Below are 20256 nucleotides of genomic sequence, written 5' to 3'. Positions count from 1 at the left end.
CACTACTTCGCGACCTCGGTCGCCCGGGACTCGCGAACCACCGTCACGCGGATCTGCCCCGGATAGGTGAGCTCCTCCTCGACCTGCTTCGCGATGTCGCGGGCCATCACCTGCGCCGCGATGTCGTCGACCGCGTCCGGCAGCACCATCACCCGGATCTCGCGGCCGGCCTGCATCGCGAACACCTTCTCCACGCCGTCGTGGTGCATCGCGATCTCCTCGAGCCGCTCGAGCCGCTGCACGTACGCCTCCAGCGACTCCCGGCGCGCGCCCGGCCGCCCGCCGCTCACCGCGTCCGCCGCCTGTGTCAGCACGGCCTCGACGGTCCGCACCTCGACCTCGTTGTGGTGCGCCTCGATGCAGTGCACGACGTCGTCGTTCTCGCCGTACTTGCGGGCCAGCTCCGCGCCGACGATCGCGTGGCTGCCCTCGGACTCGTGCGTGAGCGCCTTGCCGATGTCGTGCAGGAACGCTCCGCGCTTGCACAGCTTCGGATCCAGCCCGAGCTCGGCCGCCATCATCCCGGCGATGTGCGCCGACTCGACCAGGTGCTTCAGCACGTTCTGCCCGTACGACGTCCGGTAGCGCAGCAGGCCCATCGTCCGGATCAGCTCCGGGTGCAGATCGGTGATCCCGACATCGGCCATCGCGTCCTCGGCGGCCCGCTCGCACAGCTCCGCGACCTCGCCCTTGCTGCGCTCGTAGATCTCCTCGATCCGGCTCGGGTGGATCCGGCCGTCCAGCACCAGCGAGTCCAGGGTCAGCCGCGCGGTCTCCCGCCGTACCGGGTCGAAGCAGGACAACAGCACCGCTTCCGGGGTGTCGTCGATGATCAGGTTCACGCCGGTGGTCTGCTCGAACGACCGGATATTGCGGCCCTCGCGGCCGATGATCCGGCCCTTCATGTCGTCGCTGGGCAGATGGACGACTGACACGACCGACTCGCTGGTCTGCTCCGAGGCCAGCCGCTGCACCGCGCCGGTGATGATCTTGCGCGCCTTCGTCTCGCCCTCGTCGAGCGCCTGCCGCTCGATCTCCCGGACGATGCCGTGCGCGTGCCGCTTCGCCTCGTCCTCGATCGCCGCGACCAGCTCGGCCTTCGCCTGCTCGGTGGTCAGGTTCGCGACACCTTCGAGGATCCGGCGGCGCTCGTCCTCGAGGTCCTTGATCTCCTGCTTGCGCTGCTCGAGCGCGGCCAGCTGCGCGGTCAGCTCGGTCTGGCGCTCCTCGATGCCGCGGTGCTGCTCGTCGAGCCGCTCCTCGCGTTCGGTCAGGCGGTGCTCGCGGCGCTCCATCTCCAGCCGCTGCTCGCGCAGGTCGTCGCGGATCGACTGCGCCTCCACCTCGGCCTCCCGGCGTACGTCGGACGCCCGCTGCTCCGCGTCCCGCCGTACCTCCGACGCCCGGTCCTCCGCGGCACGGCGGATCTCCTCGGCGCGCTGCTCGGCCGCCTCGGCCCGCGTCCGCAGTACGGCGGCGTCCTCCTCGGCCTGGCGGCGGACCAGGTCCGCCTCCTCGCGCTGGGTGATCTCCTGCCGTGCGGTGTCGACGGCCTTCCGGCGAGAGAGGGTCAGCCCGATCCAGGCCAGCAGTCCTGCGATCAGCAATCCGATCAGGGCCAGGCCAACCGACATCGCGGTCATCGGCGTCTCCCCTCTCCTTCGAGTCCCACGCGGGACTGTGGCCATCGGTCGAAGGGATCAGCCACTCGGCCGCCCGGCCGTTCGGTAAGGCGTCACCGGGGTACGGCGGTGCCGGCGCCACCTCGGCTGAGGCGGTACCGGTGTTGCCCTGTCCGGCCGTGCCGACGGTGAAGCCGCTGTTCGTCTACCGCTCAGCGTGGCTGCTGCCCGCGCGCCCGCGGACCCTCGTCCGCCGACGAGGCAGCGACTGCCTGCGCAGCCGTCCAGCGTTCGCCTGCTCACCGTACGTCGCCGTACGACACCTCGGAGACCACGATGGCGCCGCCCGCATCCCGTTCCGGCCCTGCGCGCGGTGCCGCCTATTCCGACGGCGATGCACAACGCCGTCGTCCTTCCTTCAGCTCGGTCGAGCGTGGTTGCGTTTTTCGCGGCCGATCGGCACCTTTCACCAGCCGGCCGTTCTTATACCCGCCACCGATCCGGTGGTTTCATCCCTTCCTGATGCCGAGGCTAGGCGCGCCCCCCACGCCGGTCAAGACGGACACTCACACGCCCCCACCCCGATCCCGCCCAGACCACTCCCCACCGTGGTCTACGCTTCCCCACTTAACCGGGCAAGCCCCACCACCCGCGCCGCCCCCCGGCAGGCCTTGCCCCAACCGACCCCGCGCTCGCGACCACAGGTCGTCCGCTTCCCGACCACAGGTCGCCCGCTTGCCGACCGCAGGTCGTCGGGTTCCCGACCACAGCTCGCCCGAGTTCCCGACCGAAGGTCGTCCGGGTTGCGACCGCAGGCCGGCTGCTCCGCGACCGCAGGTTGCGGTCGCAGGACCTGCCGCCCGCGGAGATCGCTAGCCCGCGCGCGGAGGCCAACCACTGGGACGGACGCTGGCCAGCGTCCTCAGGCCCACTCCGCTCCCCGAACCCCCACCACCACGGGCAAGCAGACAAGCCCCATTGCCCGCGTCGGCTTGGCCTCACGCCACGTGACCTCACCCCGCCGGCTTCGCGACCTAGGTCGCGGCCGCGGGCCCTACTGCCTGCACGCTTTCGATCCCGGCTCGCCGGCTACCGCCTGCACGCTTCTGATGCTTCCGCTCGAGTTGCCGGGAGGAACACGGTTCCTGTGCTGCCGTCAGGCCCGCTGCCTCTGCCGTTCGTCAGCTGTTGGTGCTGCCCTGCTGGGTGCCCGTCGCGGCATCCGACGTGCCGGCTGTCGAGGGCCCAGCAGTGCCCGCGGAGGCTCCGGCCGACGTGCCGGGAGCAGATCCAGGCGCCGTCTCAGCCTGCGATGTGGACTGAGGAGTCTCGGCCGGCTCCGCCTGACCAGGCGCATCTGCGGCGTTCTGCTTGTCGACGAATCCGCCGACCTTCTCCTGCACCGAATCGACCTTGTCCGCGTACTTCCCGCCGGTCTGCTTGTCGACCAGATCGCCGGCTTTCTCGACTCCGGCTTTGATCTTGTCCGGGTTCTGCTTGACGACATTCCGGAGCCAGTTCTTCGCCTGTTCCTGAAAATCGTTCATTGCACCCTCCGCGGTGTCTGGGGCGGATCGACGGAAAATTCCAGCCTACGGACCGGCCCAAATACCAGCCCTACTTCGGATAACACACCGTCACGCCGCACCCGTCAACGCCCCTCGCCGCAGCCCGCCCCTGCAACCCCGTCACCCTCCGTGACAACCGGCCCGCTCGACACCCCCACGACAGCCGTACACTGTCTACCGTCCGTCGAGATGAGCCTTGGCAACCTCGGCCGGCGCATGCACCAACCACGCGTCGAGCAACGCCTCTTCGAGGACCGCTTCCGACACCCGATCCAGCTGCACCAGCACAGCGGCGTACCCGTTGAAATGCGGAATCGTGAAGAACCCGTCCCCCGCCCGCGCCGCGAGTACGGCTTCCTTCTCCGCGAGATCCTCGACGACCAGCGCAAGAATCGGGCCGTCCGGCGGCGTCTCGTCCCCGAACCTTTTCACGTCCGCCTTGCTGAACGGCCGCTCCCACGCGTACGCCTTCCCCCCGACCTTCCACGTCCGCATGCCATGCCGAGTGGCCTCCTCGGTCTCCGGCAGCGCCGAGACCAACCGCTCCACATCACCCAGGCTCGTCATACGGCCGACGCTACTCCCGCTTGGTGCCGCTACCGGCCCACAACCACGGCCCGACGCACCGGTTGAACCCGGCCCGCAGATAGAACTCGGCAGCCTCCTGATCGACCGCCGACACGAACACCACTTCCGCCCCTGAAGCCGCCAACCACTCCCGGCATTCGTCCAGCAACGCCGCACCGGTCCCCGCCCCACGCCACTGTGGCGCGACGACCAACTCTTCAACCATCCCGTACGGCTCACGCCCGTAATCCACAAACGTCCCCACCACGATGCCGACCAGCGCGTCGCCATCCACAGCAACAAACGTCCGCGCGTCCTGCCGCACGACAGGCAAACTCACCGAGCCCGCTGCCGCTCCGTGCAACTCCCCCAACAACCGCCGAATCCCCGCCCGGTCCCCCGCAAGCCCATCCCGGACAACCACGCCACGCCCCGACGGGCCCATGCACTCCACCTCCACCCTCACGACCCAGCTTCGAGCCTCACAACTCAGGTTCGAGGCCGGAGGAGTCGAGGAGCGGAAACTCTTCGTGGCTGGCGTCGAGTTCTTGTTTGACGATGCTCATCGCGAGACCGCCCGGATACCCCTTACGCGCAAGCATCCCGACCAGCCGCCGTATCGCCACCTGCCGATCGAGCGACCGCATCGACCGCAGCTTGCGCCGTACCAGCTCGCGAGCCGTCTGCTCCTCCTGCTCAGGATCCAGCTCTTCGAGCGCATCCCGCGCCAACTGGTCGTCCACCCCGCGCCGCCGCAACTCCTGCGCCAGCGCACGCTTCCCGAGCCCGCGTCCGCGGTGCCGCGACTCCACCCACGCGTTCGCGAACGCCGCGTCATCGATCAACCCGACCTCGGTGAACCGATCCAGCACCTCATCGGCCACCTCGTCCGGAATGTCCCGCTCGGCGAGCACATCGGCCAACTCCGCCCGCGTACGCGGCTGCCCCGTCAGCTTGTCCAGCAGAATCGTCCGCGCCACCGAGTACGGATCCCCCGCCTCCCCCTCCAGTTGCGGATCCCCCGTCCCCTCAGGCTCGTCCCGCACAGACCGCTTCCCCCGCCGCCCAAACCCGCCGCCAACCCGCCGCCGAGCCAACCCTCGCCGCCCCCCGCCCGCCGCCTCACGCTCCCCGGCGTTCGATGCCTGGCCGCGCGACCCGGCCGATCCCTCGCCACGCGCTCCGCCGGGCACCTGGTCGCGCGACTCGCTGGCTGCCCCGGGACCGGCAGGTGCATCGGCCAGGCCCGCCCACGGATCATCAGCAGATCGGTCGGCCGAGTCTCGCCAGACAGCTTCGGCGGACGCACCGCCTGACCGCCGCTCCTCGCCAGAAGCATCGGCCGGATCCGACCACGGGTCGGCTGAGCCGCGCCGTCCACCTTCGACGGGCGTGCCGACTGAGCTCGAAGCACGGTCGACTGTGGGTGCCGCCTTTGACTGCGGCTCGACCGCCGGAGCGTCCACCGTGTTTGAACCCCGCTCGCAAGCAGGCCCGTGCACTGTGCTTGAACCCCGCTCGCAGGCAGGCGCGTCCGCCGTATGTGAGCCCCGGCTTGTTGCGGGTGTGTCCGCCGTACCTGGGCCCCGCTCGACCGCAGATTCCGTCGTACCCGGGCCTCGCTTGACTGAGGCGGGTGTGTCGGGCGGCGCTGGGTGGTTGTTGGCAGAGGGTGGGGTGGTGTTGTCGGGTGGGTCTGCCCAGGGGTCGAAGGCGGCAGGCTCCGTGTGGTTGTTGCGGGAGGTTGAGGCCGATTCATCTGGGGTCGGGCGTGCTGCTGGGTCATCACCGGTGTTGGGCCGCGCCGGCGTCTCGCGGGCGGTGCGTTCCTGGGGTGGCGCGGGGGTGTCGTCGGCGAAGGCTCGCGCTTCGGCCTGGCGTGCGGCGGCCTTCGCCTTGAATGTCCGGGCGGGGCGCTGGTCTTCGTCGCCCCACGGGTCGATCGGATTCGCGTCGGCGGACAGCCGCAGCGAATCGCGTCGGACCGCGGGGCGCTGGTCTTCGTCGCCCCACGGGTCGATCGGATTCGCGTCGGCGGACAGCCGCAGCGAATCGCGTCGGACCGGCGATGAAGCCTGCGGCTCGGAATCCGGCCGCGACGTACCGCTTCGGGCTGGTGATTCAGCGTCGGACTCCGGTTGGACGGATCGCCGACGAGAACGCCGTCCGCCTGAATCGCGGTCGGTGGTCGAGGGCTCGTCCCAGGGATCGACCGTGCCGGCAGTTCGCCTGATCGAGCCGGTGCGTCGGCCCGTGCTGCGTTCCGTCTCGCCACTGTCGAGGAAGTCGTCGGAGTCGTCCCACGCGTTGGCAGGCCTGGCGCTACGACCGCGCGTACGACGTGTTCCTCGCATCGAACCCGCAGACGAGGCCGGACCCGCCTCAGCTGCTGTGTCGCCGCCGCGACCCCGCCGGGCATCGTCCGGCGAAAACTCGGACCGGTCACGCTCCGCGGACACTCGGCGCGCCGACGTCCGCCGGTACGACGAGCGCTCGGCGGAGCTACCTGTGTCCGCAGACGCGGTCACGCCCTCGGCCAGGAGTTTGCGGGCCAGCGCGAGGCGTTCGTCGTGGGGTAGAGACAGCGCCGCGGGGGCAGCGTCGTCGGCAGCCGGTGGCTGCCGGGGGACGCTGCCGCCCGCGGAGGGTCGATCAGAAGTCGACATCAACCTCGGCCTTGGCGGCCTCGTCGGCCGGGGCGTCGAGCGTCGGGCCGATGCCCATCTTCTCCTTGATCTTCTTCTCCAACTCGTTGGCCAGATCGGGGTTGTCGCGCAGGAAGTTCCGTGCGTTCTCCCGGCCCTGGCCGAGCTGGTCGCTCTCATACGTGAACCAGGCGCCGGCCTTGCGGACGAAGCCCTGCTCCACGCCGAGGTCGAGCAGGCTGCCCTCGCGGCTGATGCCCTGACCGTAGATGATGTCGAACTCGGCCTGCTTGAACGGCGGGGCCACCTTGTTCTTCACGACCTTGACGCGGGTCCGGTTCCCGACCACGTCCGTGCCGTCCTTGAGCGACTCGATCCGGCGCACGTCCAGCCGCACCGACGCGTAGAACTTCAGTGCGCGACCACCGGTCGTGGTCTCCGGTGAACCGAACATCACGCCGATCTTCTCGCGCAGCTGGTTGATGAAGATCGCCGTCGTCCCGGTGCCGTTGACCGCACCGGTCATCTTCCGGAGCGCCTGGCTCATCAACCGGGCCTGCAGACCGACGTGGCTGTCGCCCATCTCGCCCTCGATCTCGGCGCGGGGCACCAGCGCGGCCACCGAGTCGATCACCACGATGTCGATCGCGCCGGAGCGGACCAGCATGTCGGCGATCTCCAGCGCCTGCTCACCGGAGTCGGGCTGCGAGACCAGCAGTGCGTCGGTGTCGACGCCGAGCTTCCGCGCATACTCCGGGTCGAGGGCGTGCTCGGCGTCGATGAAGGCCGCGATCCCACCGGCCCGCTGGGCGTTCGCGACCGCGTGCAGGGCGACCGTGGTCTTACCGGAGGATTCCGGACCATAGATCTCTACCACCCGGCCGCGCGGCAGACCGCCGATCCCGAGCGCGATGTCGAGCGCGATCGAGCCGGTCGGGATGATCTCGATCGGTGCCTTGCCCTGCTCACCCAGGCGCATCACCGCACCCTTGCCGCACTGCCGCTCGATCTGCGTCAGCGCGGTCGCAAGCGCCTTCTCGCGATCGGCCACCGCGCGCTCCGCACTCGCTGCACCCGCCATGTGACTGCCACCTGACCCATCTGATAATCGGGGCCGCCGGCCGGCCGCCCGAAGGAACTTCGTTGTCGCCAGAGAAGGTATTCGCCGCCACGGACAGTTTTCGCAGCCACTTCGAATCTGTGGACAACTCGGCCGTCCCGGCCACCTTCCGAGCACCAAAGTATCCCGAACACGTGTTCGAATCACAACTGACACGCCGAAGCCTGTCCGGGCAACCATCCTGACCCGGCCGATCCCTACTCTTGCGGGCGTGACAGACCGTCCCGACGTCCCCGATTCCGCCGTGGTCCTCGCGATCAGCCGGGTGGAGTTCGGGATCGACATCGTGCTCGACGCGCTCCGCTCGCAGGACCCGTTCGGCATCCGCAGCTTCCTGAGCGACTACTCCGACCAGGAGAAGCCCAACCTGGCCGAGAAGGGGCTGATCCTCGCGATCGACCGGCTGCTGCAGATGAAGGTGCCCGGCCACGAGGAGTGGCCGACGCTCCCGCTGGCCGAGCGCTGCGACTGGTGGGTCGAGCGGCTGGGCGGATTCGCCGCGGTCGTCGCCGGGCTCCCCCGGCTCAGCGGCGCGGCGGCGGACCGGCTGCCGATGAAGGACACCCTCGGCGCGGCGGTGCAGGCGATGGTGATCGGCGCGGTCTGCCGCGAGTACGGCGTGGAGGCGCACGCCGACCGGACGTCCATCATCATCCGGGTCCTCACCGACCGCCCGATCACGCCGGACGAGGTCCTCAAGTACGACGACCCGGAGGTCGCCGGCAAGGACGTCACGGAGCAACTCGGCCTCAACGAGGTGTCGAAGGACATGGGGCTGCGCAAGGGCGTGCGGCTGGTCTGGCGGCTCAGCAAGCTCTTCGGCGGGCTCAGCGAGGTGTTCGAGGAGCGTCCGCGCGGCAGCCTGGGCGCCCGGTTCGTCGGGAAGCTTCCCGGCGTCGGCGTGGTCGGCGGCTTCTTCGACGAGCGCAAGGGCATCAAGAAAGCGGCATACGAGGCCGCGGAGCTGCTCATCTCCAGCGCGTTCCGGGTCAAACCTCTCTGAAGCTGTCCCAGGCCCGGGCGGGCTTGGGATGATCGGCGCATGAACGAGATCGTCATCGTGCAGCCGGACGAGACGTGGCCCGCGCAGTACGAGAAGACCGCGCACGCGATCCGTGGACAGCTCGGCGAACTGGTCCAGCGGATCGATCACATCGGCTCGACCTCGGTCCCCGGGTTGCCGGCCAAGGACATCCTCGACATCCAGGTGACGGTGGCCACCGAACCCGAACTGGACGACGTGGCCGAGCGGATGGTCGCGGCGGACTGGGAACTCCGCCCGCCACGGCGCGACCATCCGGTTCCGGGGCTGCCCGCTGACGACATCCAGTGGGTGAAGCGGATGTTGGTCGAGCCTATGTACCGGCGTCGGGTGAACTTGCACATCCGGGTCGCCGGCCGGGCCAACCAGCGGTACGCCCTGCTGTTCCGCGACTACCTGCGCAATCATCCGGACACGGCCCACGCGTACGCCGTCTTCAAGCAGCACGCCGCCGCGCTCCGGCTGGAGATCGGCGACTACGCCGACCTGAAGGACCCGGTCTGCGATCTCATCTATCTACCGGCCGAGGAATGGGCCGCCCGCACCGGATGGACCAGCTAGCGGGCGGCTCGAGTCGTTGCTCTGAGCATCAGCGCTCACTGGGCGGAAGGTTGAGGTGCGCCCACACGGCTCGCCACACCACCTTGGCGGCCTCACCGTCGGCCAGGGCCTCGACGACCGTGCGGCCGTCGAGCTCCTGAACCACCTGGGTCTCTGCCCAGGTCCGTGCATACGCGGGCCCGAGATGGTGATCCATCCGTGCCCAGAATTCCGTCAGTCTCATGCCTGCCCGTCGTTGTCCTTCGGAGGCTGACTCCACCCGCCCTGCTGCGGCGGCTGCTGGCCGTAGGGCGAACCCTGCTGCGGCTGACCAGGCTGCTGACCCTGTCCAGGCTGCTGACCCCAACCACCGGGAGCCTGCTGCTGCGGCGGCTGCTGCTGCGGCGGCTGCGAGCCCCACTGCCCCTGCTGAGGCTGCCCAGGGTACTGCTGCGGACCAGGCTGCCCTGGCTGCTGCCCGCCGTACGGCGGCTGGCCCTGACTGGGCTGCCCCTGCTGTGGCTGGCCCGGGTACCGCCCCGGCTGTCCGCCGTACTGGCCCGGCTGACCGCCGTACTGACCGGGCTGACCCGGATACTGCTGTCCGGGCTGGCCGTACTGCTGCTGACCGTATCCGGGCTGCCCCGGGTATTGCCCCTGACCGCCGTACGGACCCGGCTGGCCCGGGTACTGACCCGGGAACTGCTGGCCGTAGCCCTGCGGGCCCTTCGCCTTCCGGCCGCGCAGCACGAAGAAGACAATCGCGGCGATCGCCAGCACCACGAGCACAATGATCAGGATCAGCGCCCACAGGGGGAACCCGCCGCCGGCCTCGGAGGTCAGGGAAATCTTGCCCAGCTTGTCGACGCTGTCGTAGGTCGCCGTCCGGCCGCTGACCTTCGCACCGCCGTCGTGCTCGAGGATCTTGCCCGGCATGGTGATCTTGAAGTTCACGTCCGGCTGGCTGCCACCGGACGGCAGGTTGCTGCCCAGGTCACTGGCTTTGACCTTCACCGTGACCTTGTCGCCGTCCTTGGTGAAGCTGACGCCGTCACCGCTCGAGCTGCCCATCTTGTCGAACGGCACATTCTTGAAGGAGCAGTCCGAGCCGACGTACTTGTCGTCCTCGTACGACTTGCACTCGACGCCTTCGGTGGCGCCCGACTTGATGCTGCTCTCGATCTGCTGCCGGACCTTGTCGAGGGACTGGCCGCTGGACTGCAGCAGCTGCTTGTCCACCCCGATCTTCATGGTCCCCGAGACCGTCTCGTTCGACCCGACCCTCAGGTCGGCGTCGAGCTTGACGCACCCGGTCAGCCCGACCAGGCAGGCCACGACGACGAGGGCTGCACGTACGCGGTTCATCATGCCGTCGATCATTCCAGACGAAGGGGACAAGCTGGGCATCGGACGGAAAGCGTGTGCTCACGGTGGGCGACGGGACGGTTCGTGAAAACTGTCGGCGGGACCCGGCAAGATGGTCGGCGTGAAGAAGACCAGCGCGTTGAGCCGGTTCTCGCCCGCGACCCGGGCGTGGTTCGGCGACGTCTTCGAGGCGGCCACCCCGGCCCAGCTCGAGGCGTGGGACGCCATCACCGCGGGCCGGGACGCGCTGGTGGTCGCGCCGACGGGCTCCGGGAAGACGCTGGCGGCCTTCCTCTGGGCACTCGACCGACTGGCGACGACGCCGCCGCCGTCCGACCCGAAGCTGCGCTGCCGGGTTCTCTACGTGTCACCGCTGAAGGCCCTCGCCGTCGACGTCGAGCGGAACCTCCGCGCCCCGCTGATCGGCATCCGGGAGACCGCCCGCCGGCTCGGTGAGGCGCCGATCGACGTCGAGGTCGCGGTGCGATCGGGCGACACCCCGGCCGCCGAGCGACGACGGTTCGCGTCGCGGCCCTCCGACGTCCTCATCACGACGCCGGAGTCGTTGTTCCTGCTGCTGACCTCGCAAGGCCGGGAGTCGTTGCGTGGCGTCGAGACGGTCATCGTCGACGAGGTGCACGCCGTCGCCGGGACCAAGCGCGGCGCACATCTGGCGCTGACCCTCGAGCGGCTCGATGCGCTGCTGCCGAAGCCGGCGCAGCGCATCGGTCTGTCCGCGACCGTGCGACCGGTGGAGGAGGTTGCACGGTTCCTCGGCGGCGAGCGGCCGGTCACGGTCGTGCAGCCCAAGTTCACGAAGCAGTGGGACCTCAGTGTCGTCGTCCCCGTCGAAGACATGGCCGAGCTGGCCGCGACCGAGGTGGAGACCTCAGGGTCCGCGGCCGGGCCGCAACAGCACGCATCGATCTGGCCGCATGTCGAGGAGCAGGTCTTCGACCTGATCAGCCGGCACAGCTCGACGATCGTCTTCGCGAACTCGCGCCGCCTCGCCGAGCGCCTGACGGCCCGGCTGAACGAGATTGCCGCCGAGCGCGCCGAGCTGGAGCTGCCCGAGCTCGGGTCACCTGCTCAGCTGATGGCGCAGTCCGGCGGATCGCTCGCGGCGCCGCCGTTGATCGCGCGGGCCCACCACGGCTCGGTCAGCAAGGAGCAGCGCGCACTCATCGAAGCCGACCTGAAGTCCGGGCGGCTACCGTGCGTCGTGGCGACGAGCAGCCTCGAGCTCGGCATCGACATGGGCGCCGTGGATCTGGTCATCCAGGTCGAGGCGCCGCCGTCCGTCGCCAGCGGGCTGCAGCGTGTCGGACGGGCCGGTCACCAGGTCGGCGCCGTCTCGCGCGGCGTGCTGTTCCCCAAGTTCCGCGGCGATCTGATCGACACCGCGGTCGTCGTGCAGCGCATGCGGGAGGGGTTGATCGAGAGTCTGCACATCCCGGCGAATCCGCTGGACGTGCTCGCGCAGCAGATCGTGTCGATCGTCTCCCTCGAAGCCATCGACGTCGACGACCTCTTTGCTCTGGTGCGACGCTGCGCCCCGTTCGCGACGCTGCCGCGATCGGCGTTCGACGGCGTGCTCGACATGCTGTCCGGTCGCTACCCGTCCGACGAGTTCGCGGAGTTGCGACCGCGGATCGTGTTCGACCGGGTGAGCGGTGAGATCTCCGGCCGGCCGGGCGCGCAGCGGCTCGCGGTGACCAGCGGCGGGACGATTCCGGACCGCGGGCTGTTCGGGGTGTTCCTGGTCGGCGAGTCGACGAACCACCGGGTCGGCGAGCTCGACGAGGAGATGGTGTACGAGTCCCGCGTCGGCGACGTGTTCACGCTCGGCGCGTCGAGCTGGCGGATCGAGGACATCACGCATGACCGGGTGCTCGTCTCCCCCGCCCCCGGTCAGCCGGGCAGGTTGCCGTTCTGGAAGGGCGACGCCGTGGGGCGGCCGGCCGAGCTCGGCGCGGCGACCGGGGCGTTCGTCCGCAAGATGGCGTCGTTGCCGGCCGGCAAGGCGGTCGAGCGCGCACGGACGGCGGGTCTCGACGAGTACGCCGCGAACAACCTGGTGTCGTATCTCGCCGAGCAGCGCGACGCGACCAGCCGCGTGCCTGACGACGTGACGATCGTCGTCGAGCGGTTCCGCGACGAGCTCGGCGACTGGCGGGTCTGCGTGCATTCGCCGTACGGCGGGCAGGTGCACGGTCCGTGGGCGCTGGCGATCGCCGCGCGGCTCCGGGATCGGTACGGGATGGACGCGCAGTCGGTCTCCGGCGACGACGGGATCGTCCTGCGCCTGCCGGAGACGGACGAGGCGCCACCGGGTGCGGATCTGGTCCTGTTCGATCCGGCCGAGATCGAGGATCTGGTCACCAACGAGGTCGGCGGATCCGCCTTGTTCGCGGCGCGGTTCCGGGAGTGCGCGGCGCGGGCGTTGCTGCTGCCACGCCGCAACCCGGGGCGTCGATCACCGCTGTGGCAGCAGCGGCAGCGCGCGTCGCAGCTGTTGAGTGTGGCCAGCAAGTTCGGCTCGTTCCCGATCGTGCTCGAGACGCTGCGTGAGGTCCTCCAGGATGTGTACGACCTGCCGGCGTTGAAGGATCTGCTGACCGGGATCGAAGAGCGCCGGATCTCGGTCGTGGAGGTCGAGACGCCGGAGGCATCACCCTTCGCGAAGTCGTTGCTGTTCGGCTACGTGGGCGCCTTCATGTACGAGGGCGACAGCCCGCTCGCCGAGAAGCACGCCGCCGCGCTCGCGCTGGACCAGAGCCTGCTGGCGGAGCTGCTCGGGCGGACCGAGCTACGAGAGCTGCTCGACGCGGAAGTAGTGCTGCGGACCGAGGCCGAGCTGCAACGCCTGGCCGAGGATCGTCGAGCCCGCGATGCCGAGGGCTTGTTCGACGTACTGCGGATCGTCGGCCCACTGTCGTTGCCGGAGGCAACCCAGCGGTGCGTCGACGGTTCGGACGCGGAGTCCTGGCTGACGTCGCTGGCCGCGGCGCGTCGCGTCGTTCGGGTGCGGATCGCGGGCGAGCACAGATGGGCTGTCGTCGAGGATGTGGCCCGGTTGCGCGACGCCCTCGGTGTGCCGCTGCCACCCGGGGTCGCGGAGGCGCATGCCGAGCCGGTCGCCGACCCGCTCGGCGACCTCGTGTCGCGGTATGCGCGGACGCACGGACCGTTCCGCGCGATCGATCTCGCGACGCATCTGGGGATCGGAGTCGCCGTCGTCACGGACGCGCTGCGCCGGCTGAGTGCGGCCGGTCGAGTCGTCGAGGGTGAGTTCCTGCCGGGCGGGATCGCGCTCGAGTGGTGCGACAGCGAGGTGCTGCGCCTCTTGCGCCGGCGCTCTCTCGCCGCGTTGCGGAAGGAGGTCGAGCCGGTCGATCCGTCTGCGCTGGCGCGATTCCTGCCGGCCTGGCAAGGGATCACGAGCAGCCGCGGCCGCGGGTACGACGTGCTGCTCGGCGCCGTCGAGCAACTCGCGGGATGCGCGGTCCCGGCGTCGGCGCTCGAGTCGATCGTGTTGCCCTCGCGGGTCCCCGGGTATCAGCCGTCGATGCTGGACGAGCTGACGGCGACCGGTGAAGTGGTCTGGGCCGGCTCAGGCTCGTTGCCGGGGACAGACGGATGGGTATCGCTTCATCTCGCGGACAACTGCGACCTGACGTTGCCCGACCCGGATCCGGCCTTCGAGCTCGGCGAGACCCATGAGGCCGTCCTCGATGCGTTGTCCGGCGGTGGCGCGTTCTTCTTCCGCCAACTGAGCGACGTCGTCGGATCCCGTTCGGGTGTGGTGGAGGACGAGACGCTGGTGAGCATTCTCTGGGACCTCGTGTGGGCGGGGTACCTGACGAACGACACCCTCACGCCGGTCCGATCGCTCGTCGGCGGCGGCCGAGGCAGTCATCGGACACGTCGTTCCACTCCACGCGCGCGTCCTGGGCGACCGCTACGACCTGGACGTCCGGCGATGCCGTCACGCAGTGGTCCGCCCACCGCGGGCGGTCGATGGTCGTTGCTCCCGGAGCGGAGCTCCGACGCGACGCGGCGCGCGCACGCCGCGGCGGAGACGCTGCTCGATCGCTACGGCATCGTGACGCGAGGCTCGGTGATCACCGAGCGGACGCCGGGCGGGTTCGCGGCCGTCTACAAGGTGCTGAGTGCGTTCGAGGAGTCCGGTCGATGCCGGCGCGGGTACTTCGTCGCTGGGCTGGGCGCCGCACAGTTCGCGTTGCCCGGCGCAGTCGACCGGCTACGGGCGCTCGCTGAGCTGCCGTCGCCCGCCAAACCTGAGGGACCGTTCGGTCCACCGGGGCGCTTCGGCCCCGGCGGCTCACGGGCGGGCGGCCGCAAGGACGAAGAGCTGACCGCGCGCGCAGTCGTGCTGGCTGCGTCCGATCCGGCGAATCCCTACGGTGCCTCTTTGCCTTGGCCTGAGCGAGAGAGTGCGGGCGGGCATCGTCCGGGCCGGAAAGCGGGCGCATTGGTCGTGATGGTCGACGGGCAGCTGATCGTGTACGTCGAGCGTGGCGGCAGGACCGTGCTGAGTTTCACCGAGGACCCAGACCTGCTCCAGCCTGCCGTGGACGCGTTGGCGTTGGCGATTCGGGACGGGCAGCTCGGCAAGCTCAGTGTGGAGACAGCCGACGGCGAGCAGGTCCGGCATACGGCGTTCGGCGACGCGTTGGCCAAGGCAGGGTTCCACGCAACGCCGCGCGGTCTGCGGCTGCGGGCCTGAAGTAGCGGGTCATGCCTGAAGGAGACACCGTCTGGCGGGCCTGCAAGCGGCTGAACCAGGCGCTTGCCGGCCAGGTGCTCGTTCGCACCGATTTCCGTGTGCCGTCGCTGGCGACGACCGACCTGAGCGGGCGGACCGTGTCGGAGGTGGTTGCGCGCGGCAAGCACATCCTGATGCGCCTCTCCGGTGGAGTTACGGTGCACAGCCACTTCCGGATGGACGGCAGCTGGCATCTCTATCGACCGGGTGAGCGATGGCGTGGCGGGCCGGGCCACGAGATACGCGCGGTCCTCGAAACGGAAGCCTGGACCGCGGTTGGATACCGCCTTCCGGTGCTCGACCTCGTCGCCACCGACAACGAAGACAGCGTCGTCGGGCATCTCGGCCCCGATCTGCTGTCGCCGTCGTTCGACCGGGCGACCGCGATCGCGAACGTCGAGTCCGATGCCGGGCGCACGATCAGCGAGGCCTTGCTGGACCAACGCAACCTCGCCGGGATCGGCAACTTCTACCGCACGGAGGTCTGCTTCCTGCTCGGCCTGCACCCGCGGCGCCCGGTGGCGGAGGTCGATGTCCCCGCCGCGGTCGACCTGAGCCGGAAACTGATGAAAGCCAACGTACGCAATGTCGCGCAGGTCAGCACCGGCATCGACCGGCCGGGACAACGCTCATGGGTGTTCGAGCGCGCCGGGAAGCCCTGCCGCCGGTGCGGTACGACGATCCTGACCGAGATGCTCGGCGAGCCGACCCGGGAACGAGTTACCTACTGGTGCCCGGCCTGCCAGCCCGAGACGTGACCTCTCCGTCGTGGGAATGCCCTGTGGACAACTCCTCCGACGGGACCGAACACGGATACCTTCTCTGACGCATCGAACAGGTGTTCGAGCGAGAGGAGAAGGCGATGTGCGACCAGTGTGGCGGGCTGACCGACGAGCGGTACTCGCGGCAGATCGAGCGGAACATCCAGACCTACGGCTGGACGATGCAGTTCGTCGAGGGCGACGGCGACCGGAACCCGGCCTTCGGGTACACACTCGGCCTCAGCCTGTACCGGCATCCGGAGATCATCGTTTTCGAGCCTGAGCCGTGTCACGCCTATCTCGGGCTCAAGCCACTCGCCTGGGCCGTGATCGAAGGTGCGACGTTCGACGAGGGCGACGACCTGTCGGAGCTGTTCCCGCCACCACACACAGCCGAGTTGCTCCGGTTTCCGGACTCAGCGTTGCACCTGTTCACCGCCAACACGATGTTCCGGCAGCCTGGGCAGCCGTCGCTGCCGGCACTGCAGCTCGTGTGGCCGGGCCGCACAGCTCTGATCCAGCCGCCCAGCAGTAGTGCCGGTCCTGACGGAGACGGGCGATGACCAGGTCAGGCGGCGGAGGCGACGACCTCGGTCTCGATGGCCGGGTGCGCCAGCACCAGAGCCTCTTCGCGCGCCAGATCCTCGCTCACCTCGGCGAAGACAGTCGACAGCGGCACGTCCAGCGCCATACAGATGGCCGCCAGCAGCTCACTCGAAGCTTCCTTCTGACCGCGCTCGACCTCGGACAGGTAGCCGAGGCTGACCCGTGCGTCGGCGGAGACCTCGCGCAGAGTGCGCCCCTGGCGCAGCCGCTTACGCCGCAGCACGTCGCCCAGCAGGCCACGAACCAGCACCATGAGGTTTCTCCCTTCCGCCTGTCCGGCCGTCCCTACCCGCACGGTAGCTCGGCCGTAGGAACCAACGGTACCTGTTGCTGGGTCACTACTTCTCGCAATGTCCACCTTCGGTGCGCCGTGCCAGTCTGCCTTACCTGTCCCCATGCTGGTCCCAACACCCCGTTCAGTCGAGATCTTCCGTCACAACTTCTGCCCCGAGTTCCAGGACGGCCTGCACACTCCCCCTGCGGACGGCTGTCCGATCGCCGCTCAACTGCAGCTTCCGCACCTGCACGGAGCTCGGCCCGGCCGCTGCGACGTACACCGTGCCGGCTTCGATACCCGCCTGCGGGTCCGGACCGGCCACACCTGTCGTCGCGAGCCCGTAATCCGCCCCTAGACGCTCCCGCACACCGGTGGCCAACGCGGCGGCCGTGTCCGGGTGCACCGGACCCACAGCAGCCAGCAGATCCTCCGGCACACCCGCGAGCTTGGCCTTCAGGTCAGTCGCGTAGACCACCACGCCACCCCGATACACAGCCGACACCCCCGGCACATCCGTCAGAACCGCCCCGACCATCCCCCCTGTCAACGACTCAGCCGTGGCCAGCGTCACGCGATGTTCCAGCAAGAGCTCCACCAATCGGCCAACCGCCGCCTCAATTGCGTCTCCGGCCACGCCCACCTCCGACTCTCGATCCACATCGGCACTCCAGTGCCACCAGCCAACACCACACCCGCTGCCCCACATCGCACACCATGCCCCTCGTGGTGTGTCGACGGTGACGACGGGGGCGCGTTCGGCTAGTAGCCGGCTGTGGCGATGCGTTCGACCAGGGGTTCGAGGTCGGCGGTGAGTTGGTCGATCTCGTGCGGCTGCAGGCAGTCGTACGCGGGGGCGGCGAGCGCGTCCGTGAGGGCCTCGATGCGGTTCCTCGTCTCGCGTCCGGCAGGCGTGAACTTGCCTTCCGCGTCCACGAGGCCGCGTTCGCGCAGGCCGTCCACGACCGCGTCGAGTTGAGCAGGCGTCAGCGGGTCGAGACGTCCGTAGTCGGCCGGGGCCATGCCCCAGTCGAGCGCCTGCAGCACGTGGGCTTCCTGGCCGTCGATGCCTTCGGACACCAGAGCCACGACGTGGCCGTTGCCGCGGTGCTCGCGGAGGAGCGTGGCCGCGTGCCAGAGGCGGGTGAGCGGCTCGTCCGGCACCGGGAGCGAGCGCAGGGCGGCGTACAGGATCCGCCCTTCCACAGGGGCGTTCATCGCTGCACGGATGGCGAGGTCCGCGGCGCGGCTGACCGCCGGCGTGTCGGCGAGGTCACCCAGGATGCGCCGCAGTGCCGCGACACATCCTTGGCGGTGGGCCTCGAGTGCCGCCTCGGGCGTTGCGACGTCCCAGCACGCCGGGATGCAGGCCGCGACCTCGCCAGGGGCGAAGTTGTAGAAGAGCGCATCCACGACTTCGGCGGGTACCCGGCCCAGCGGGGCGGATCGCGCGGCGAAGTATCCGGGCCAGTAGCCCTCGTACCCGAGGGCCCGGAGCGCTTCGTTCGGCTCGTCGGACATGTAGGCGACCAAGTGCAGCGGCTCCAGCAGGTCGTTCCCCAACCGACGCCCGACGGCGGCCGGTGTGGCGAGTGCTGGTGAGGTGGAGCGGGTGTCCAACATGCTGATCTCCCGAAGTTGAAGCGACCGGCCCGTTGCTGGTCTCTCACAATGGCTACGAAGGCGCTCGTCCTGATCCGACACGCTTGAGGAAGTCCCTCGACGCCTTGCCGGCGCAATGACTGGATTGGCTGTGTTTGGAGGCTGGCTGCGCGGGCGTGACTAGGTCCTGTCTGGTGATCCAGCGCCGTCGCGAGGAGGTGCCGTGCCGAGTGCCCCGCAGTAGGCGATGGATTACCGGACAGGACCTAGACTCGCTCGGATGCCGATGTCGACTGCTGGAAGCGTGGAGGGTGGCGGTCGCGGGCGTACGCTTGCGCAGGTCTATCGACGGTTCGGTGAGGTCGAAGCGCCGAAGATCTCACCGGTGTACGCGCAGATCGCGATCGCGCTGAGTGAGTCGGACGAAGCGCTGCGGGTCATCGAGAGCGCCTCGCCACGCGGCCGGCGTCCGGCGGTAATCCTCGCCGCACTTCACTACTTGGCCCTCGGCGGCCAGGCCTCCGAGCTGGCCGCCGCCTTCGCCAGCACCGCAGCTCATCCCAGTCCGCCGGGCACGGAGATTGGTCGGGTGGCTGTGGGCGCGGTGGGGCGGCTGGGAGGGGCTCTCGTGGAGGTCGCCTCGGGGCGGAAGGTGTCGGGGGACGAGGGTGGACGGCATGCCCTGGTGTACCCGGCTGTTGCTGAGGTGGCGCGGCGGGTGGGGGCGGAGTCGGTCGGGTTGGTTGATGTGGGGCGGTCGGCTGGGCTGAATTTGACGGTTGATCGGGTGGGGATCACGTACGGGAACGGGCAGTCGTTGGGTGATCCGGGGTCGGCGGTTCAGGTGTCGGCTTCGGTTGTGGGTGAGGGGCGGGTGCCGTCTCTGGGGATGCCGGAGATTGGGGCTCGCGTGGTGGTTGATGCGGATCCGGTTGATGTGACGGATGCGGATGCGGTGCGGTGGCTGCGGGCGTGTGTGCCGCCGGATCAGGTGGAGCGAGGGGCGAGGCTCGAGGCGGAGTTGGCGTTGGCGTCGGCGGCTCCCCCGGAGCTGGTGCGGGGTGACGTTGTCCAGGTGCTGCCGGAGGCGATCGGGGCGGTGCCGGATGTAGTACTGCCGGTGGTGATCACGACCTGGGCGTTGTCGGGTCTGGATCTCGAAGGACGGTTGCGGTTCCTGCAGCGGCTGGACGAGGCAGCGACCCGGCGGCCGGTCGCGTGGGTGTCGGTGGAGGGGGTCGGGGTCGCGCCGGGAATCCCGACGTTCGGCGATCGGCGGGCTTCCGGGCACAGCATTCTCGGGCTGGCAGTGTTCGATCACAGCTCGCTCCACGCCACCGCAGTCGGCCGCTGCTGGCTCCGCGGCGAAATGCTCACCTGGCTGGCCGAGTCGTAAGCCCACTGACCGTCGTTAGCCCGCTTGAGCGTCGTCAGCCCGCTGGCGGCGTCCCGAGCCGACCGGGCGACTCCTTGGGCCATCTGGGCGAGTCCTGAGCCCGGCTCTCCCTCGCTGGACCCCTGGGCGCGCCGGACGCCTTGTCCTGCTCCCCCCGCGCTGGCCGGTCCGCGGGTCCGACTGGCCCCTTGCGCCGACCGGACCCAGGCCTGGCAGCCCTAGGTTTGGCCGGTCCCTAGATCCACCATCCCCAGGGCTGACCAGCCTTAGGACCGACCGTGCCGTAGGCCCAGGATCCCGGCGGTCACGCCGTACCCGTTCCCACCTGCCTTGGAGCCTGCACCTGTCGCCCGCGGCAC

The 20256-nt window shown here is 69.6% G+C and carries 17 protein-coding genes; 6 read left to right on the top strand and 11 right to left on the bottom strand.

The features are described 5' to 3' along the window. Positions 1 to 2: 2 nt before the first annotated feature. The 6 genes from rny to recA form a co-directional block, all read right to left on the bottom strand. Entirely contained in the window at positions 3 to 1643 is a 1641-nt protein-coding gene (gene rny, locus ABZX12_RS05570) for a ribonuclease Y (protein ID WP_355690114.1), read from the bottom strand. 1160 nt (positions 1644 to 2803) lie between these two features. Further along, on the bottom strand, positions 2804 to 3169 hold the full coding sequence (locus tag ABZX12_RS05565) for an antitoxin (protein ID WP_355690113.1): 366 nt from the start codon (positions 3167 to 3169) through the stop codon (positions 2804 to 2806). Positions 3170 to 3364: 195 nt separating this feature from the next. Beyond that, positions 3365 to 3757, bottom strand: coding sequence for an MmcQ/YjbR family DNA-binding protein (locus tag ABZX12_RS05560; protein ID WP_355690111.1), 393 nt, complete (start codon positions 3755 to 3757; stop codon positions 3365 to 3367). Between the two features lie 10 nt (positions 3758 to 3767). Next, positions 3768 to 4082 carry a GNAT family N-acetyltransferase gene (locus ABZX12_RS05555; RefSeq protein ID WP_355690109.1) on the bottom strand — a complete coding sequence of 105 codons (315 nt, stop codon included), beginning with the start codon at positions 4080 to 4082 and terminating at the stop codon, positions 3768 to 3770. Positions 4083 to 4239: 157 nt separating this feature from the next. Continuing rightward, complete coding sequence (locus ABZX12_RS05550; RefSeq protein ID WP_355690107.1) at positions 4240 to 4803, bottom strand: regulatory protein RecX; 564 nt, start codon at positions 4801 to 4803, stop codon at positions 4240 to 4242. A gap of 1606 nt (positions 4804 to 6409) precedes the next feature. Further along, positions 6410 to 7483 carry a recombinase RecA gene (gene recA / locus ABZX12_RS05545; RefSeq protein ID WP_355690106.1) on the bottom strand — a complete coding sequence of 358 codons (1074 nt, stop codon included), beginning with the start codon at positions 7481 to 7483 and terminating at the stop codon, positions 6410 to 6412. 250 nt (positions 7484 to 7733) lie between these two features. Here recA and ABZX12_RS05540 point away from each other — a divergent pair, with 250 nt between their 5' ends. Together ABZX12_RS05540 and ABZX12_RS05535 are read left to right on the top strand one after the other, a co-directional pair. Continuing rightward, entirely contained in the window at positions 7734 to 8525 is a 792-nt protein-coding gene (locus ABZX12_RS05540) for a hypothetical protein (protein ID WP_355690104.1), read from the top strand. A gap of 39 nt (positions 8526 to 8564) precedes the next feature. Then, positions 8565 to 9125 carry a GrpB family protein gene (locus ABZX12_RS05535; RefSeq protein WP_355690103.1) on the top strand — a complete coding sequence of 187 codons (561 nt, stop codon included), beginning with the start codon at positions 8565 to 8567 and terminating at the stop codon, positions 9123 to 9125. A gap of 28 nt (positions 9126 to 9153) precedes the next feature. On the opposite strand, the gene ABZX12_RS05530 is transcribed toward ABZX12_RS05535, so the two are convergent. Beyond that, positions 9154 to 9348, bottom strand: coding sequence for a DUF3046 domain-containing protein (locus tag ABZX12_RS05530; protein ID WP_355690102.1), 195 nt, complete (start codon positions 9346 to 9348; stop codon positions 9154 to 9156). Beyond that, a complete protein-coding gene (locus ABZX12_RS05525; protein WP_355690101.1) occupies positions 9345 to 10472 on the bottom strand; it encodes a hypothetical protein in 1128 nt (375 codons plus the stop codon). The genes ABZX12_RS05530 and ABZX12_RS05525 overlap by 4 nt, the downstream gene beginning before the upstream one ends. A 109-nt stretch (positions 10473 to 10581) precedes the next feature. Between ABZX12_RS05525 and ABZX12_RS05520 the strand changes: the two genes are divergently transcribed. The 3 genes from ABZX12_RS05520 (at position 10582) to ABZX12_RS05510 (ending at position 16582) form a co-directional block, all read left to right on the top strand. Beyond that, complete coding sequence (locus ABZX12_RS05520; protein ID WP_355690099.1) at positions 10582 to 15219, top strand: ATP-dependent helicase; 4638 nt, start codon at positions 10582 to 10584, stop codon at positions 15217 to 15219. Between the two features lie 11 nt (positions 15220 to 15230). Beyond that, positions 15231 to 16016, top strand: a complete 786-nt coding sequence (locus ABZX12_RS05515) for a DNA-formamidopyrimidine glycosylase family protein (protein WP_355690098.1) — start codon at positions 15231 to 15233, stop codon at positions 16014 to 16016. Positions 16017 to 16120: 104 nt separating this feature from the next. Beyond that, positions 16121 to 16582: a DUF4262 domain-containing protein gene (locus ABZX12_RS05510; RefSeq protein ID WP_355690096.1), complete on the top strand. Its 462-nt coding sequence runs from the start codon at positions 16121 to 16123 to the stop codon at positions 16580 to 16582. A 5-nt stretch (positions 16583 to 16587) separates the two neighbouring features. Here ABZX12_RS05510 and ABZX12_RS05505 read toward each other — a convergent pair whose 3' ends face one another. The 3 genes from ABZX12_RS05505 to ABZX12_RS05495 form a co-directional block, all read right to left on the bottom strand. After that, the gene (locus tag ABZX12_RS05505; RefSeq protein ID WP_355690095.1) at positions 16588 to 16878 is read right to left on the bottom strand and encodes a helix-turn-helix transcriptional regulator; all 291 of its coding nucleotides are present in this window, start codon (positions 16876 to 16878) and stop codon (positions 16588 to 16590) included. A gap of 163 nt (positions 16879 to 17041) precedes the next feature. Continuing rightward, positions 17042 to 17521, bottom strand: a complete 480-nt coding sequence (locus ABZX12_RS05500) for a CinA family protein (RefSeq protein WP_355691308.1) — start codon at positions 17519 to 17521, stop codon at positions 17042 to 17044. 140 nt (positions 17522 to 17661) lie between these two features. Beyond that, the gene (locus ABZX12_RS05495) at positions 17662 to 18522 is read right to left on the bottom strand and encodes a MarR family transcriptional regulator (RefSeq protein ID WP_355690093.1); all 861 of its coding nucleotides are present in this window, start codon (positions 18520 to 18522) and stop codon (positions 17662 to 17664) included. Positions 18523 to 18748: 226 nt separating this feature from the next. On the opposite strand from ABZX12_RS05495, the gene ABZX12_RS05490 reads away from it, so the two are divergent. Next, the gene (locus ABZX12_RS05490) at positions 18749 to 19897 is read left to right on the top strand and encodes a DUF2332 domain-containing protein (protein WP_355690091.1); all 1149 of its coding nucleotides are present in this window, start codon (positions 18749 to 18751) and stop codon (positions 19895 to 19897) included. The last annotated feature ends 359 nt before the right edge of the window (positions 19898 to 20256 follow it).

The organism is Kribbella sp. NPDC003505, assembly GCF_040610875.1.
Lineage (GTDB): Bacteria > Actinomycetota > Actinomycetes > Propionibacteriales > Kribbellaceae > Kribbella.
Note: the sequence above shows the minus strand (reverse complement) of the source record. Positions and strands in the feature narration are given on the sequence as shown.

Excerpts from the sequence above, each read along its gene's own strand:
- rny (WP_355690114.1), bottom strand. The coding sequence starts at position 1,643 with ATGACCGCGATGTCGGTTGGCCTGGCCCTGATCGGATTGCTGATCGCA.
- ABZX12_RS05565 (WP_355690113.1), bottom strand. The coding sequence starts at position 3,169 with ATGAACGATTTTCAGGAACAGGCGAAGAACTGGCTCCGGAATGTCGTC.
- ABZX12_RS05560 (WP_355690111.1), bottom strand. The coding sequence starts at position 3,757 with ATGACGAGCCTGGGTGATGTGGAGCGGTTGGTCTCGGCGCTGCCGGAG.
- recA (WP_355690106.1), bottom strand. The coding sequence starts at position 7,483 with ATGGCGGGTGCAGCGAGTGCGGAGCGCGCGGTGGCCGATCGCGAGAAG.
- ABZX12_RS05535 (WP_355690103.1), top strand. The coding sequence starts at position 8,565 with ATGAACGAGATCGTCATCGTGCAGCCGGACGAGACGTGGCCCGCGCAG.
- ABZX12_RS05530 (WP_355690102.1), bottom strand. The coding sequence starts at position 9,348 with ATGAGACTGACGGAATTCTGGGCACGGATGGATCACCATCTCGGGCCC.
- ABZX12_RS05525 (WP_355690101.1), bottom strand. The coding sequence starts at position 10,472 with ATGATGAACCGCGTACGTGCAGCCCTCGTCGTCGTGGCCTGCCTGGTC.
- ABZX12_RS05520 (WP_355690099.1), top strand. The coding sequence starts at position 10,582 with ATGGTCGGCGTGAAGAAGACCAGCGCGTTGAGCCGGTTCTCGCCCGCG.
- ABZX12_RS05515 (WP_355690098.1), top strand. The coding sequence starts at position 15,231 with ATGCCTGAAGGAGACACCGTCTGGCGGGCCTGCAAGCGGCTGAACCAG.
- ABZX12_RS05510 (WP_355690096.1), top strand. The coding sequence starts at position 16,121 with ATGTGCGACCAGTGTGGCGGGCTGACCGACGAGCGGTACTCGCGGCAG.
- ABZX12_RS05505 (WP_355690095.1), bottom strand. The coding sequence starts at position 16,878 with ATGGTGCTGGTTCGTGGCCTGCTGGGCGACGTGCTGCGGCGTAAGCGG.
- ABZX12_RS05495 (WP_355690093.1), bottom strand. The coding sequence starts at position 18,522 with ATGTTGGACACCCGCTCCACCTCACCAGCACTCGCCACACCGGCCGCC.
- ABZX12_RS05490 (WP_355690091.1), top strand. The coding sequence starts at position 18,749 with ATGGATTACCGGACAGGACCTAGACTCGCTCGGATGCCGATGTCGACT.